The organism is Rhodococcus sp. AG1013 (assembly GCF_003350365.1).
In the GTDB taxonomy this organism is placed as follows: Bacteria; Actinomycetota; Actinomycetes; order Mycobacteriales; family Mycobacteriaceae; genus Prescottella.
Genome location: NZ_QQAT01000002.1, coordinates 152,474 through 165,570 on the forward strand (window position 1 = coordinate 152,474; position 13,097 = coordinate 165,570).

The 13,097-nt window shown below is 68.7% G+C and carries 18 protein-coding genes and 1 pseudogene; 13 read left to right on the forward strand and 6 right to left on the reverse strand.

Going from position 1 to position 13,097, the window contains the following annotated elements:
* Positions 1-21 precede the first annotated feature (21 nt).
* From DEU38_RS03340 to ccsB, 5 genes are read left to right on the forward strand one after another with little or no spacing between them, the layout of a single operon-like run.
* Positions 22-702, forward strand: a complete 681-nt coding sequence (locus tag DEU38_RS03340; RefSeq protein ID WP_254622624.1) for a histidine phosphatase family protein — start codon at positions 22-24, stop codon at positions 700-702.
* Complete coding sequence (locus DEU38_RS03345; protein ID WP_114718716.1) at positions 699-1,313, forward strand: TlpA disulfide reductase family protein; 615 nt, start codon at positions 699-701, stop codon at positions 1,311-1,313. Before DEU38_RS03340 ends, DEU38_RS03345 begins: the two co-directional genes overlap by 4 nt.
* Positions 1,310-2,137, forward strand: coding sequence for a cytochrome c biogenesis CcdA family protein (locus tag DEU38_RS03350; RefSeq protein WP_114718717.1), 828 nt, complete (start codon positions 1,310-1,312; stop codon positions 2,135-2,137). The genes DEU38_RS03345 and DEU38_RS03350 overlap by 4 nt, the downstream gene beginning before the upstream one ends.
* On the forward strand, positions 2,134-3,879 hold the full coding sequence (locus tag DEU38_RS03355; protein WP_114718718.1) for a cytochrome c biogenesis protein ResB: 1,746 nt from the start codon (positions 2,134-2,136) through the stop codon (positions 3,877-3,879). Before DEU38_RS03350 ends, DEU38_RS03355 begins: the two co-directional genes overlap by 4 nt.
* Positions 3,876-4,844 (forward strand): c-type cytochrome biogenesis protein CcsB, encoded by a 969-nt coding sequence (gene ccsB / locus DEU38_RS03360; protein WP_114718719.1) that lies wholly within the window; start codon positions 3,876-3,878, stop codon positions 4,842-4,844. The genes DEU38_RS03355 and ccsB overlap by 4 nt, the downstream gene beginning before the upstream one ends.
* 208 nt (positions 4,845-5,052) lie before the next feature.
* Here ccsB and DEU38_RS03365 read toward each other — a convergent pair whose 3' ends face one another.
* Together DEU38_RS03365 and DEU38_RS03370 are read right to left on the reverse strand one after the other, a co-directional pair.
* Positions 5,053-5,289 carry a hypothetical protein gene (locus tag DEU38_RS03365; protein ID WP_114718720.1) on the reverse strand — a complete coding sequence of 79 codons (237 nt, stop codon included), beginning with the start codon at positions 5,287-5,289 and terminating at the stop codon, positions 5,053-5,055.
* 69 nt (positions 5,290-5,358) lie between these two features.
* Entirely contained in the window at positions 5,359-5,571 is a 213-nt protein-coding gene (locus tag DEU38_RS03370) for a BldC family transcriptional regulator (RefSeq protein ID WP_114718721.1), read from the reverse strand.
* Positions 5,572-6,127: 556 nt separating this feature from the next.
* On the opposite strand from DEU38_RS03370, the gene DEU38_RS03375 reads away from it, so the two are divergent.
* Positions 6,128-6,484, forward strand: coding sequence for a DUF4229 domain-containing protein (locus tag DEU38_RS03375; protein WP_114718722.1), 357 nt, complete (start codon positions 6,128-6,130; stop codon positions 6,482-6,484).
* Complete coding sequence (locus tag DEU38_RS03380) at positions 6,481-7,572, forward strand: PLP-dependent cysteine synthase family protein (RefSeq protein WP_114718723.1); 1,092 nt, start codon at positions 6,481-6,483, stop codon at positions 7,570-7,572. The genes DEU38_RS03375 and DEU38_RS03380 overlap by 4 nt, the downstream gene beginning before the upstream one ends.
* On the opposite strand, the gene DEU38_RS03385 is transcribed toward DEU38_RS03380, so the two are convergent.
* Positions 7,541-8,089 carry a GNAT family N-acetyltransferase gene (locus tag DEU38_RS03385; protein WP_114718724.1) on the reverse strand — a complete coding sequence of 183 codons (549 nt, stop codon included), beginning with the start codon at positions 8,087-8,089 and terminating at the stop codon, positions 7,541-7,543. The two genes, DEU38_RS03380 and DEU38_RS03385, sit on opposite strands and share 32 nt — an antisense overlap.
* A gap of 3 nt (positions 8,090-8,092) precedes the next feature.
* Positions 8,093-8,392 (reverse strand): hypothetical protein, encoded by a 300-nt coding sequence (locus DEU38_RS03390; RefSeq protein ID WP_114718725.1) that lies wholly within the window; start codon positions 8,390-8,392, stop codon positions 8,093-8,095.
* 226 nt (positions 8,393-8,618) lie between these two features.
* Here DEU38_RS03390 and DEU38_RS03395 point away from each other — a divergent pair, with 226 nt between their 5' ends.
* The 3 genes and pseudogenes from DEU38_RS03395 (at position 8,619) to DEU38_RS03405 (ending at position 10,674) form a co-directional block, all read left to right on the forward strand.
* The gene (locus DEU38_RS03395) at positions 8,619-9,458 is read left to right on the forward strand and encodes an SDR family NAD(P)-dependent oxidoreductase (protein ID WP_114718726.1); all 840 of its coding nucleotides are present in this window, start codon (positions 8,619-8,621) and stop codon (positions 9,456-9,458) included.
* Positions 9,459-9,564: 106 nt separating this feature from the next.
* Positions 9,565-9,792: pseudogene (locus DEU38_RS28260) on the forward strand (LLM class flavin-dependent oxidoreductase); the annotation flags it as partial.
* 132 nt (positions 9,793-9,924) lie between these two features.
* A complete protein-coding gene (locus tag DEU38_RS03405) occupies positions 9,925-10,674 on the forward strand; it encodes a 1-acyl-sn-glycerol-3-phosphate acyltransferase (protein WP_114718970.1) in 750 nt (249 codons plus the stop codon).
* On the opposite strand, the gene DEU38_RS03410 is transcribed toward DEU38_RS03405, so the two are convergent.
* Positions 10,653-10,982 carry a succinate dehydrogenase gene (locus tag DEU38_RS03410; protein ID WP_114718727.1) on the reverse strand — a complete coding sequence of 110 codons (330 nt, stop codon included), beginning with the start codon at positions 10,980-10,982 and terminating at the stop codon, positions 10,653-10,655. The two genes, DEU38_RS03405 and DEU38_RS03410, sit on opposite strands and share 22 nt — an antisense overlap.
* 70 nt (positions 10,983-11,052) lie before the next feature.
* Between DEU38_RS03410 and DEU38_RS03415 the strand changes: the two genes are divergently transcribed.
* From DEU38_RS03415 to DEU38_RS03425, 3 genes are read left to right on the forward strand one after another with little or no spacing between them, the layout of a single operon-like run.
* A complete protein-coding gene (locus DEU38_RS03415) occupies positions 11,053-11,406 on the forward strand; it encodes an inorganic pyrophosphatase (protein ID WP_114718728.1) in 354 nt (117 codons plus the stop codon).
* Between the two features lie 52 nt (positions 11,407-11,458).
* Positions 11,459-11,839 carry a phage holin family protein gene (locus tag DEU38_RS03420; RefSeq protein WP_114718971.1) on the forward strand — a complete coding sequence of 127 codons (381 nt, stop codon included), beginning with the start codon at positions 11,459-11,461 and terminating at the stop codon, positions 11,837-11,839.
* A 1-nt stretch (position 11,840) separates the two neighbouring features.
* Positions 11,841-12,200 (forward strand): VOC family protein, encoded by a 360-nt coding sequence (locus DEU38_RS03425; RefSeq protein WP_114718729.1) that lies wholly within the window; start codon positions 11,841-11,843, stop codon positions 12,198-12,200.
* Between the two features lie 11 nt (positions 12,201-12,211).
* Here DEU38_RS03425 and DEU38_RS03430 read toward each other — a convergent pair whose 3' ends face one another.
* On the reverse strand, positions 12,212-13,081 hold the full coding sequence (locus DEU38_RS03430) for a 1,4-dihydroxy-2-naphthoate polyprenyltransferase (protein ID WP_114718730.1): 870 nt from the start codon (positions 13,079-13,081) through the stop codon (positions 12,212-12,214).
* Positions 13,082-13,097 lie beyond the last annotated feature (16 nt).

A 13,097-nucleotide genomic window follows, 5' to 3' on the forward strand; every position in this document is an offset into this window, starting at 1 on the left:
CCGAACGCAGGGACCACCACCGTGACCGACGCCCCGACCGGCGCTGACAACTCCATCGCCGCCGACCACTCCGACACCCGGACCATCGTCCACGTGCTGCGACACGGTGAGGTGCACAACCCCAGCGGCATCCTCTACGGGCGCCTGCCGAACTTCCGGCTGTCGGAGAACGGTGAGTCGCAGGCCCGCGCCGTCGCGTCGGCGCTCGCCGACCACGACATCACGCACGTCGTCGCGTCGCCGCTGCAGCGCGCGCAGGAGACGGCCGGTCCGATCGCGGAGAAGCACGGCCTGCAGATCGCGACCGATGCCAATCTCATCGAGGCGGCCAACGACTTCGAGGGCCTCAAGGTGGCTGTCGGTGACGGCGCGCTGCGCCGCCCCCGGCACTGGTGGAAGCTGCGCGACCCGTTCACGCCGTCGTGGGGCGAGCCGTACCTGCAGATCGCGCACCGCATGCTCGCGGCCGTCAACACCGCCCGCGTCGCCGCGGTCGGTCACGAGGCCGTGTGCGTCAGCCACCAGTTGCCGGTGTGGACGCTGCGCCGCTTCCTGCAGGGCGAGCGGCTGTGGCACGACCCGCGGCACCGTCAGTGCGGTCTGGCGTCGTTGACGTCGCTGGTCTACGAGGGCGACACCCTCGTCGACATCGTCTACTCCGAGCCGGCCGGCGCGTCGGATCCGAGGGTGACAGGCGCATGAGGTTTCCGTCCCTGCGGTTGGCGGCCGCGGCATGTTCGCTGGTCGTCGTCGCCGCACTGTCCGGCTGCGCCACCGGTGACGACGCCGTCGCGCAGGGCGGCACGTTCGTGTTCGTCTCGCCGGGCGGCCAGACCGAGCTGTTCTACGACACCCCGTCCGAACGCGGCAAGGCCGGCAACGTCTCGGGTCCGGACCTGATGGTCGACGGCAAGACCACCTCGTTGTCCGACTACGAGGGGCAGGTCGTGGTGCTCAACGTGTGGGGCCAGTGGTGCGGTCCGTGCCGCGGTGAGGCCGACGACCTCGAGAAGGTCTACGAGAACACCAAGGACCAGGGCGTCCAGTTCCTCGGCATCAACGTGCGCGACTACACCAAGGACAAGGCGCAGGACTTCGTGGTCAACAACAACGTGGGCTACCCGTCCATCTACGACCCCGAGATGCGCACGCTGTTCACCCTCGGCAAGAACTACCCGACCAGCGTCGTCCCGACGACCATCGTGCTGGACCGTCAGCACCGGGTCGCCGCCGTCTTCCTCAAGGAACTGCTGGTCGAGGACCTGCAGCCGGTGGTCGAACAGGTCGCCCAGGAACCGCAGGACCAGGGATGACGGCCGACACGGTCGTCCTCGCGAGCGTCGGCGAGAGCTTCCAATCGGCGGCTGCGACCGGCCCCCTGCTGCTCGCGCTCGGCGCGTGCCTGCTCGCGGGTCTGGTGTCGTTCGCGTCGCCGTGTGTGGTCCCGCTCGTCCCCGGCTACCTGTCGTACCTGGCCGGTGTGGTCGGGGCCGACGCGCCCGCCGTCTCGGCCTCCGAGGCGAGCACCCGCACGAAGACGCTGCGGGACGGGCGTCTGCGGGTCGCGGGCGCTGCCGGGCTGTTCGTCGCCGGATTCACGGTCGTGTTCGTGCTGGCCACGGTGTCGGTGTTCGGCGCGATCGAGGCGCTCGCACTCAACCGCCAGGTGCTCCAGCGCGTCGGCGGCGTCGTGACCATCGCGATGGGCCTGGTGTTCATCGGCCTGGTCCCGGCGCTGCAGCGGGACACTCGGATGGCCCCGCGTCGCATCTCGAGCCTCGCAGGGGCTCCGCTGCTCGGTGCGGTCTTCGCGCTCGGCTGGACGCCGTGCCTCGGCCCGACGCTGGCCGGGGTCATCTCGGTCGCCTCCGGCACCGAGGGGGCGACCGCGGTCCGTGGTGTGGCGCTGATCGTCGCGTACTGCCTCGGCCTCGGACTACCGTTCGTGATCGTCGCGCTCGGCTCGGCCCGCGCACTGCGCGGCGTCGGCTGGCTGCGCGAGCACACCCGGACTATTCAGATCATCGGTGGAATCATGTTGGTGGCTGTCGGCCTCGCACTGGTCACCGGCGCGTGGGACCAGTTCGTCGGCTGGGTCCGTGACGCATTTATCTCGGAGGTGACCCTGCCGATATGACGGTTCGAGACACAGTGAACGCCGGCGGTACGCCCGCCGACGCTCCTACACCCCGCCCGCCGCGGCAGTCCGTGCCCGGCCGCATCGTCGCGCTGGGCCGCAACACGTGGCGCGGCCTGACGTCGATGCGGACCGCGCTGGTCCTGTTGTTCCTGCTCGCGCTCGCCGCGATCCCGGGAGCCTTGCTGCCGCAGCGCAGCCTCAACGAGGGCAAGGTCAACGAGTACATCGCGTCCCGGCCCACGCTCGGGCCCATCATGGACAAGCTCGAACTGTTCGACGTGTTCGGCAGTTTCTGGTTCACCGCGATCTACGCGTTGCTGTTCATCTCGCTGGTCGGCTGCATCGTGCCGCGTTGTGTCGAGTACGCGAAGGCGCTGCGTGCGCAGCCCGTCGCGGCGCCGCGCAACCTCGCGCGGCTGCCGCACCACCACATCGAGGCGGTCGACGAGGATCCCGAGGCCGTCGCCGAGCGGGTCCGCAAGCAGCTGCGTGGCTGGCGTGTCATCCAACGGGTCGGGGGTCCGCGTGCCAACCACCCCGACGAGATCACGTTGTCCGCGGAGAAGGGCTTCCTCCGAGAGGCCGGCAACCTCGTCTTCCACCTGTCGCTCGTCGCGCTGCTGATCTCGATCGCCGTCGGCAAGCTGTACTACTACGAGGGAAATCGGATCCTGGTGGCGACAGGGGGCGAGAGTTTCTGCACGATCTCGCCCGCGGCCTTCGACTCGTTCCGGGTAGGAGCACAGGTCGACGGCACGGGATTGACGCCCCTGTGTCTCAAGGTCAAGGACTTCACCGCCGACTATCTCGAGAACGGTCAGGCCGAGATGTTCACGTCGAACATCTCGTACCAGGCGGGCGACGATCTGACGTCGAACACGTGGCAGGACGGTCAGCTCAAGGTCAACCACCCGCTGCGTATCGCCGGCGACCGTGTGTACCTACAGGGCCACGGCTACGCGCCCACGTTCACCGTGACGTTCCCCAACGGGGAGACCCGCACCGAGACGCTGCAGTGGCGCCCGGACGACGCGACGACGTTCCTGTCGAGTGGTGCGATGCGCTTCGACCCGCCCGGCGGCATGTACCCGAACGAGGACGATCGGCGGAAGAACCAGATCGCGATCGAGGGCCTGTTCGCGCCGACCGCACTGTTCCACGGCAACCTGCTGTCGTCGAGTTACCCGGCGATGAACGACCCGGCCGTCGCGATCGACATCTACAAGGGCGACACCGGCCTCGACACCGGCCTCCCGCAGAGCCTGTTCTCGCTCAACAAGGAGTTGATCAACCAGGGCCGGCTCGTCAAGCAGGAACGGGTCAACCTGTTCCCCGGCGAGAGCAAGACCCTCGCCGACGGGACGCAGGTGCGCTTCGACGGCGCGGTCGACTTCGTGAACCTGCAGGTCTCGCACGACCCGGCGCAGCAGTGGGTGCTGGTGTCGGCGCTGGTCATGATGGGCGGCCTGCTGACCTCGCTGGTGATCAGGCGGCGCCGTATCTGGGTCCGGATCTACCCGGCGACCGGCCCGGGAGCGGTCCCCGCCAAGGATGCCGACATCGTGTCGGCTACATTGAGCGAGGGTGAACGACATACCGTAGTAGAGCTCGGCGGACTTGCCCGGACCGATCAGGCCGGATGGGGCGACGAGTTCGATCGGCTCACCACCCGACTGCTGGGTGACGCCACGTCATCGCGGACAACACGAGCGCGCGACGCGCAGGAGATGAATTCATGACGATCAACGAGACACTCGCTCGCTACAGCGACTGGTCGTTCGAGTCGGCGTTTGCGATCTACGTCCTGGCGACGGTGCTGCTGATCGCGCGCTACGCCTCGATGCGGGCCCGCGTGGTCCAGGAACGCGAACTCGTGGCGGCCGGCGGCGGCACCGTCGCGGCGGGCGAGCAGGTGCCCGGACGCGTCGTCGAACAGTCCGGCAAGACCTGGTCGGAGAAGCTCGGCGGCATGGGTTACGCCCTGCTGGTCGTCGGCGTCGTGCTGCACCTCGCGTCGATCGTGCTGCGCGGGTTCGCCACCGAGCGGTTCCCGCTCGGCAACATGTACGAGTTCGTCTCGATGGCGTGTGCCGCCGCGGTCATCGCGGGCATCGTGGCTTTGCGCAAGACCGCGGACCTGTGGGTGTTCCTGCTAGTGCCCGTGCTGATCCTGATGTTCCTCGCGGCGACCGTGCTCTACGCCGACGCGGCCCCGGTCGTTCCCGCGCTGCGCTCGTTCTGGCTGCCGATCCACGTGACGATCATCAGCGTCGGCAGCGGCATCTTCATGGTCTCCGGCATCGCCAGCATCCTGTTCCTGTACCGCATGAAGTTCCCCGGCGGTGAGGAGGGGAACGGCGTCTTCGGCAAGATCGCGCAGCGCCTGCCCGACGCCGAGACCCTCGACCGTCTCGCGTACAAGACCACGATCGTCGCCTTCCCGCTGTTCGGCGCCGGCATCATTCTGGGTGCGATCTGGGCCGAGGCGGCATGGGGCCGGTTCTGGGGCTGGGACCCCAAGGAGACGGTCTCGTTCATCGCCTGGGTCATCTACGCGGCGTACCTGCACGCGCGTGCGACGTCGGGCTGGCGGGACACCAAGGCGGCCTGGATCAACGTCGCCGGTTTCGTGGCGATGCTGTTCAACCTCTTCATCATCAACATGGTGGTGTCGGGCCTGCACTCGTACGCCGGCCTGACCTGACCTGGTCCGACCCGGAAGCGCGACCCAGCAACGCGAAACGGTCGCCGTGCACTGCACGGCGACCGTTTTCGGTTCTGCGTCCCACCAGGACGGACGTTCTGCGTTCCCGGGGAACCCAGGGACCGGGTCGCTGACTCTGAGGGCTCCGGAGGGGCCTTGGCGGGGCTCCGGAGCGACTCGAGCAGGTTTCAGTCGGGGCCCGGCCCGGTCAGTTGTCCGGGTCGGTGGGCGAGTCTGTGCCCGGACGGTGGTCCGACTGTCGGCGGTGGTTCTCACGCTCCACCCGCCACAGGAACTCGGGGTCGTCGTCAGGTCCCACTGCTCTGCCCGACCTGCCAACCGGTCTGCCGCCACCTCGAGCGGCGGTGGTGGCGGTCGGACCGAACGCCTTCCAGAACAGGACTGCGAGCGTTATCAGGCCGATGAACGCCAATAGGTAGATCACGGTGCACCTCCTGCTACGAGGGTAGCCGCGTCCGGGTCGTCCGGGTATCTACCTGCCGGACGATGCGTTCTACGAGTGATGGGCCTCGGTCGTCAGCGACGTCAGGAGCGCCAGCACCTCGGCCTCTCGGAACCTCCGGTGCCCGCCGGGGGTGCGCAGAGATCCGAGCCGGCCGGCGTGCGCCCAACGCGTGACGGTCTTGGGGTCGACGTGGAACAGTGCGGCGACCTGGCCCGGGGTCAGCAGGGCTTCCTTGGCGCCGTTGTAGGTGGGTGCGCTCATCGATCCTCCAACTGTCGGGGCCTACCCGTCGGGGTCGGCCGGGGGATTCGGGACCGGTTCGTTTGTCTACCGGCTCCGACATCGTGGCACCACACCCCCCAGGTACTCGAACGATCTAAAGTTGGTAAAGGGGAGGTAATGGACAAATCGGACTACTCGGGCTGGGGTGTTGTGGGGTGCGCACAGGAATCGGCAATCCCGGTACGAAGGGGGCGGACGGCCCCTAGGGTGGGGCCTGTCTGCTCAGACGCACCGAGGCCGACAGAAGCCGATTACGGGGGCGGAACGCCGAGGTGCCCGGGTGGTTGACCGCCAATCAGTCCCACACCCCGTCGGCCGTGGCCTGGTGTCGGACATCCGGGTCAGGAGGGGGCATGCATGCTCGCCGACGCCATCGGCCCCAACGTCGGAACGAACATCTTCGACGGCGTCTACTGGGCGTTCCAGTAGGGTGCCATCGACAACCTCGGTCCCGGTGTCGTCCCGCTGGTGCTCTGACAGGTTCCGAGGGCGTTCCCGGGGAATCGCGCCACCAGGCAATAGGTAGGCTGGCACCGTGAGTGATGCAGCGCAGAATCGTCCCGAGAAGGCCAGTGAACAGGGCGCCGACGCCGCCCCCACCGTGACGACGGGTCATCTTGTCCGCGACGTCGTCCTCTACTCGGTGGCCCGGCTCGGCCTGGTCGTGATCCTCCTGGCGGTCATCCTCCTCGGCGGGAAGCTGATCGGCGTCGAGGTTCCGTGGATCGTGGCCGCGCTGTTTGCCGTCCTGATCGCGCTGCCGTTGTCGCTGGTGTTGTTCTCGAAGCTGCGCAAGCGGGTCAACGAGGACATCGCCTCGGTCGACGCGCGCCGCCGGGCCGACAAGGCCGACCTGCATGCGAAGCTGCGGGGCGAGGACCGCAAGCAGTGACGACCGTCCTCGACCGTCGCGGTTCCCGCGCCTGGGTCGACAATGCGGTCCGCCTCATCGAGGCCGACGCCCAGCGCAGTGCCGACACCCACCTGCTGCGTTATCCGCTGCCGCCGTCGTGGAACGTGCAGCTGTATCTCAAGGACGAGTCCACGCACATCACCGGCAGCCTCAAGCATCGGCTGGCGCGCTCACTGTTCCTGTACTCGATCTGCAACGGCTGGGTCACCGAGAACACCACGGTGATCGAGGCGTCGTCCGGCTCGACGGCCGTCAGCGAGGCGTACTTCGCGAACCTGCTGGGCCTCGACTTCGTCGCCGTGATGCCCGCGAGCACCAGCCCCGCCAAGATCGCACTGATCGAGGCGCAGGGCGGCCGCTGCCATTTCGTCACCGATCCGTCGCGCATCTACGACGAGTCGCACCGTCTGGCCGCCGAGACCGGCGGGCACTACATGGACCAGTTCACGCACGCCGAGCGTGCGACCGACTGGCGGGGCAACAACAACATCGCCGAGTCGATCTTCACGCAGCTGCAGCAGGAGGATCATCCGATCCCCGAGTGGATCGTGGTGGGCGCCGGCACCGGCGGCACGGGGGCGACCATCGGCCGGTTCCTGCGGTACCGCAAGCTCGACACCGGCCTGTGTGTCGTCGACCCGGAACACTCGGTGTTCTTCGACGCGTGGCGGGCGGGCGATCCGACCGTCACGGGGGAGCGGGGCTCCCGGATCGAGGGCATCGGGCGGCCGCGTGTGGAACCGTCGTTCATCGGTCAGGTCGTCGACCGCATGGTCAAGGTGCCCGACGCCGGCTCCATCGCGGCGATGCGGCACGCGAGTGACACGCTGGGCCGCAAGGTGGGCGGTTCCACCGGAACCAACCTGTGGGGTGCGTTCGGCCTCGTGGGCGAGATGCTCGCGGCCGGCCGCAGCGGCAGCGTCGTGACGCTGCTGTGCGACGGCGGCGAACGCTACTCCGGCACGTACTTCGACGACGCCTGGGTCGCATCCGAGGGGATCGACCTCACCGGTCCCGCGGCGGTGCTCGACGAGTTCACGAAGACCGGGCGCTGGACGGCGTCGTAGGTCCCGGTTCGATCGGCACGTGCCGGGTCATGGCGATCCGGGGCCAACGGTCCAGGCCGCGTTCGGACTCCGCGTCGAGGACGGCACGCAGGCCCGGTCCCAGGTCGTCGTCCGCGATCGCCGTGAATCCGAGGCGCCGGTAGTACGGGCCGTTCCACGGCACGTCGACGAACGTGGTGAGCGTCAGCTCAGGAAGCCCGCGGTCGCGCGCCCACTCGTCGAGGTGATCGATCAGGGCCGCGCCGATGGCGCGCCGGGCGTGGCTCGGGTGCACCGAGATCTGCTCGATGTGCGCGTTGCCGTCGACGATGTCGACGAGGCAGAACGCCACCGGCCGCTGCGCGTGCTCCGCCCACACCCAGAGGCGACCCTCGGCGAAGTGCGTCTCGAACAGTGCGAGCGGGGGCGGATCGTCGTCGGCGATCGCGTCCATCCCCACGTCGCGGAACGCCGAGCCCGCCGCGACGTCGATCTCCGGGAGATGCGGCAGGTCGGCGGGCTCGGCGAGGCGGATCATCGCTCAGCCCTTGGAGACGACCTGCGACGCGATCGCGGTGCCGGCGGCGACGACACCGACGGACGGCCACGCGCCGATCTTCTTGGCGAGCGGGTGCGAGCCACCGAATGCGCCGACGTAGGTGCCCAGCAGCGCCGCGGCGCGGCCCGCACCGGAGCTCTTGGCCCAGTTGTAGGTGCACACGCCACCGACCGCGGCCAGCACGGCGCCGCCCAGCTGACGGTTCCCGGTCTGCCGCGCGACGGCGTATCCGCCGACCAGTCCGGCTGCGGCGAGAGCGGAGGTGGCGGTCTTGTTCAGCATCGTGGAGTTCTCCCGTTCCGAGTGTGTGTCAGTCGATTCGAGGCTACCGACAGGCTCGCGCGTGCGGACATGAGAACCCTCACGCGTGCCGTTTCTCGTTAACCGGGAAAACGTCTGCGCCTCCATCGACGAGCGACGGATCATGGCCGAATGTCACATGCGTTCAGTCCGACCGAACGCATGTGACATCGGGCCAGGGGTCCGATCCGCAGACCTAGGAGGAACCGTGTCGTCACAGCCTGCACCCACCCGCCCGGCGTTCAGCCCCGGAGCACTGCTTCCGGGTAAGCGCGCGATCGTCACGGGCGGCTCCCACGGGATCGGCGGCGCGATCGCGCGGTCCTTCGCGGCCCACGGCGCGCACGTCCTGGTGGTCGACATCGACGCCGATGCCGCTCGCGCGCTGGAGTTCGACACCGCGGCGGGCGGTGCGATCGACGTCCTCGAGTACGACGTCCTGGACGCCACGGTCCCCGGCGAGATCGTCGAGTTCGCGCCCGACGTCCTGGTGAACAATGCCGGCCACTTCCTGCGTCCGCCGCGTCCCTTCGCGGAGACCGAGCCGGCGTTCTGGTCGGAGATCGGCGGGATCAACCTCGACCACGTCCTGCGGCTCACCCATGCGGTGCTGCCGGGCATGGCCGAGCGCGGCCGGGGCGGCTCGATCATCAGCCTCACGACCGTCGAGGCGCATCGGGCCATCCCCGGGCATTCCGTGTACGCGGCGTACAAGGCGGCCGTCACGCAGTTCAGCCGCAGCCTGGCCGTCGAGGTCGGACGGTCCGGTGTCCGGGTCAACGTGATCGCACCCGACCTGATCGAGTCCGTGCAGGTGCCGTACACCGAGTGGCTGTCGGAGGAGGAGTGGGCGAAGTGGCCGACATGGGCGCCGCTGGGCGGCCCCGGTCAGCCGGACGACGTCGCCGGCGCCGCGTTGTTCCTGGCGTCCGATCTGGGGCGCTACACGACGGGCACCACCGTGCACGTCGACGGCGGCACGTTCGCGGCCGGCGGCTGGTTCCCGAAGCCCGAGGGCGGCTGGACCAACCGTCCGCGCAACCCGTGACCTGCCTTTCATTCTCCGGAAGGTTCATCGTGTCTGTCGACAAGCCCACCCTCGGTCTCGACGTCCCCAACGCAAGACCGAGCGGGTGCGTCTGGGCACCGGGATCGTGATCGCGGCCCTGCGCGGCGGCGCGGTCCTGGCGAGGACCGCCGCGACGCTCGACCTGATCTCGGGTGGTCGTCTCGATCTCGGGGTCGGGACCGGTTGGCAGGAAAGGGAGTACGAGGCGGCCGGACTGGACTTCGCCGACCGGGGACCGTTGCTCGACGACACGCTCGCCGCGTGCCGCGCGTTGTGGGCGGGCGGCCCGGCGTCGGTGTCCACGCCGGGCCTGTCGTTCGACGACGCCTACTGCTCGCCGCGTCCGGCGCCGGGGCGCAGCATCCCGATCATGGGCGCAAACCTACGGTCCCGTAGGTTGTGTACCGTGGGATCGGGTGGGGGCATCCGATCGAGAGGCTCGCACATGACCCGGCCCGACGTGACGCTCGAGAACTACGAGGACGTCTACCGCTTCTATCTGGATCATCAGCAGAATCGGCTCGTCGCGAATGCCGCCTACGCTGCGCTCAGCGCACGCTTCCGGCCGCGGACCCGCTACGCGGACGGTGCCTGTCGGCAGTTGCAGGAGTTGCTCGGCAGCGGCACGCGACTGATCGTCGCAGCCAATCACGTGACGGACCGGGACCAGTACACGCTCGCCGCGACCGCGTGGCAGTCGCCGCTGCGCCGCGCGATCGGGCGGACCCGCGTGCTCGCGAAGGACGAACTGTTCGTGGATCCGAAGCTGCGCCGGAAGATCGACATGATGGGGTCGATTCCGGTGTTCCGTGGCAAGGACCACGGGATGCGGGCGGTCGCGGATGCGGGCCGCCGGATGATGGAGATCTCGGCACAGCGACTGCACCGCGGCGACGTGCTCGCGATCTTCCCCGAGGGGACCTGCAACGACGTCGACCCCAGCCGCGTCCAGAAGATCAACAGCGGCATCGGGCACATCGCGGTGAAGGCGCGCAAGCTCGGCTCCGCTCCGGCGCTGCTGAGCCTCGGCATCCGCTACCGTCCCGGCGGCGTGGCCGATGTCTACATCTCGTCCCCGGTTCTCGACCTCCCGACGACACCCATGGACATCACCCGGGTGGTGGCCGCCGACATGCAGGCCGCGGTGGACGGGGCGTTCGACACCGTCGACGGTCAGCGGACTCCGTCGCGGTAGCTCTCGAAACAGCCTTCCGCGAAACGCGTCCGGTCGAGTTCGCCGACCTGGATGACGCCGCCGTCGTACCAGACCTGCATGCCCGCGGACAGTTCCGCGCCCTGCCTGCACCACTGGTGCAACTGCTCGTCCGTCGGGTCGACCGGATTGAACTGCATGTACATCACGGCCTGGTTGGCGCCGTATTGACGACCGGCCGCCACGGAGGCGTCGTCGGCGAGCGGGAACCGGCCGGCGGCGATGCCGACCACGGCGAGCAAGATCCCCGCGCCGAGGGCCGTCCACCAATTGACTCGGCACACGGGCATGCGCAGATGCTAGTGCGGCAATGCGCGGAATGCCGTCGTTCTCCGGGTTTTTGCGTGGCAGGCTGGCGTCATGGACACGAACATGGCCTCGTTCCTCGCGGCCCTCGACGAGCTGATCCGCCGGGCCACGCTGCGGATCGACCGTCCCCGAGGCAGTGCGCACCCGCGGTTCCCCGAGGTGGTCTATCCCGTCGACTACGGGTTCCTCGAGGACACCGGCGGTGGTGACGCCGAGGGCGTCGACGTGTTTCGCGGCTCGGCCGCCGGCGCCGGACTGGTGGGTGTCGCTCTCACCGCGGATCTGACGAAGCGGGACGTCGAGGTGAAACTGCTGTTGGACTGTTCGGACGACGAGATCGAACTCGTCGAGCACTTCCTGCAAGAGCGTCTGCGCCTCAACGCCGCCGTCATCCGTCGCGCATGAGCGCGCATTCGCCCGTTACGTCCGGCGGTCCGGTTCGTGCCAGCATGTGGACATGACATTTCTGATACGCCTGGTGATCAACGCGGTCGCCATCTGGCTGGCCTCGCAATGGGTCGACGGCATCACGATCGCCGACTCGGGCGAGGGCACCGGAAACGACGTGCTGATCATCCTCGGGATCGCGCTGCTGTTCACGGTCGTGAACGCGTTCGTCAAGCCGATCGTGCAGTTGCTGTCGCTGCCGCTGCTGATCCTCACCCTCGGCCTGTTCACTCTCGTGATCAACGCGCTGATGCTGATGCTCACGTCGTGGATCAGTTCGCAGACCGAGTGGGGCCTGAGCGTCGACGGCTTCTGGACGGCGGTGTGGGGTGCGCTGATCATCTCGCTCGTGAACTTCGTGCTCAGCGCACTGGTTCCGGACAAGAAGTGACATGACGATCCGCCGGGTCGTTCCCGACATCCACGCGAAATCGCTCGACGACAGCCGCGACTTCTATGCCGCGCTGGGCTTCGCCGAGGTGATGAATCAAGGGTGGGTGATGACGATGGCGTCACCGTCGAATCCCACCGCCCAGGTGACGCTGATGGGCGACGACGTGACGGCGCCGGTCCACCCCGACATGAGCGTCGAGGTGGACGATGTGGACGCGGTGTACGAGGCGATGGTCGCGCGCGGCGCGACCATCGTCCATCCGCTGCAGGACGAGGAGTGGGGTGTCCGACGGTTCTTCGTCCGTGATCCGGACGGGACGGTCGTCAACGTTCTCGGGCACCGTACCGCGACCGACTAGCTGCGTACGGCTCAGCCGAGACCGAGTGCGAGTCCGGTGGCCGTGGCCCACACCAGCATCGACATGCCGGTGACCGCGAGGGCCGGGATCAGTGCGGGCCCCCGGCCACCGGTCCGCACGGGCGCGTTGGCCTTGATCGCGAGCGGAAGCGCGATCAGACCGACGAGCGCCCACGGCGTGCGCGCGACGAGCGCGAGGGTCACCACGAACGGCACCACCAGCAGCACCAGGTGCAGGGTGCGGGTGCGGGCGTCCCCCAATTTCACTGCGAGGGTGATCTTCCCGGACTCGGTGTCGGTCGGGATGTCGCGCAGGTTGTTCGCCACCAACACCGCGCTCGAGTACGAGCCGACCGCGATCGCGGCCAGCAGGCCCGCCCAGTCGACACGCTCGGCCTGTACGAACTCGGTGCCGAGCACCGCGACCAGACCGAAGAACACGAACACCGCGATCTCGCCGAAACCGCTGTAGCCGTAGGGCTTCTTGCCGCCCGTGTAGAACCAGGCGCCCAGGATGCAGACTGCGCCGATCAGGATCAGCCACCACGCCGAGACCAGGGCGAGGGCGATGCCCGCGACCGCGGCCACCGCGAAACTGCCCATCGCGGCGCCCTTGACCGCACCGGGCGAGGCCAGCCCGGACCCGACGAGGCGCAGCGGGCCCACCCGCTCGTCGTCGGTGCCGCGGATGCCGTCCGAGTAGTCGTTCGCGAAGTTGACGCCGACGATCAACGCCAGCGAGACCACCAGCGCCAGCAGCGCCTTCCACCACACCGCGCCGTCGAGGGACGCCGCCGCGCCGGTACCGGCGAACACCGGAGCGATCGCATTGGGCAGGGTGCGCGGTCGGGCGCCCTCGATCCACTGGGACACAGAAGCCATGCGCCGATCCTTTCAC

Bases quoted from the DNA above. Each gene is read 5' to 3' on its own strand.
- DEU38_RS03345 (WP_114718716.1), top strand. From the start codon at position 699: ATGAGGTTTCCGTCCCTGCGGTTGGCGGCCGCGGCATGTTCGCTGGTC.
- DEU38_RS03350 (WP_114718717.1), top strand. From the start codon at position 1,310: ATGACGGCCGACACGGTCGTCCTCGCGAGCGTCGGCGAGAGCTTCCAA.
- DEU38_RS03385 (WP_114718724.1), bottom strand. From the start codon at position 8,089: ATGATCCGCCTCGCCGAGCCCGCCGACCTGCCGCATCTCCCGGAGATC.
- DEU38_RS03355 (WP_114718718.1), top strand. From the start codon at position 2,134: ATGACGGTTCGAGACACAGTGAACGCCGGCGGTACGCCCGCCGACGCT.
- DEU38_RS03370 (WP_114718721.1), bottom strand. From the start codon at position 5,571: ATGAGCGCACCCACCTACAACGGCGCCAAGGAAGCCCTGCTGACCCCG.
- ccsB (WP_114718719.1), top strand. From the start codon at position 3,876: ATGACGATCAACGAGACACTCGCTCGCTACAGCGACTGGTCGTTCGAG.
- DEU38_RS03420 (WP_114718971.1), top strand. From the start codon at position 11,459: ATGACATTTCTGATACGCCTGGTGATCAACGCGGTCGCCATCTGGCTG.
- DEU38_RS03410 (WP_114718727.1), bottom strand. From the start codon at position 10,982: ATGCCCGTGTGCCGAGTCAATTGGTGGACGGCCCTCGGCGCGGGGATC.
- DEU38_RS03415 (WP_114718728.1), top strand. From the start codon at position 11,053: ATGGACACGAACATGGCCTCGTTCCTCGCGGCCCTCGACGAGCTGATC.
- DEU38_RS03430 (WP_114718730.1), bottom strand. From the start codon at position 13,081: ATGGCTTCTGTGTCCCAGTGGATCGAGGGCGCCCGACCGCGCACCCTG.
- DEU38_RS03390 (WP_114718725.1), bottom strand. From the start codon at position 8,392: ATGCTGAACAAGACCGCCACCTCCGCTCTCGCCGCAGCCGGACTGGTC.
- DEU38_RS03405 (WP_114718970.1), top strand. From the start codon at position 9,925: ATGACCCGGCCCGACGTGACGCTCGAGAACTACGAGGACGTCTACCGC.
- DEU38_RS03425 (WP_114718729.1), top strand. From the start codon at position 11,841: ATGACGATCCGCCGGGTCGTTCCCGACATCCACGCGAAATCGCTCGAC.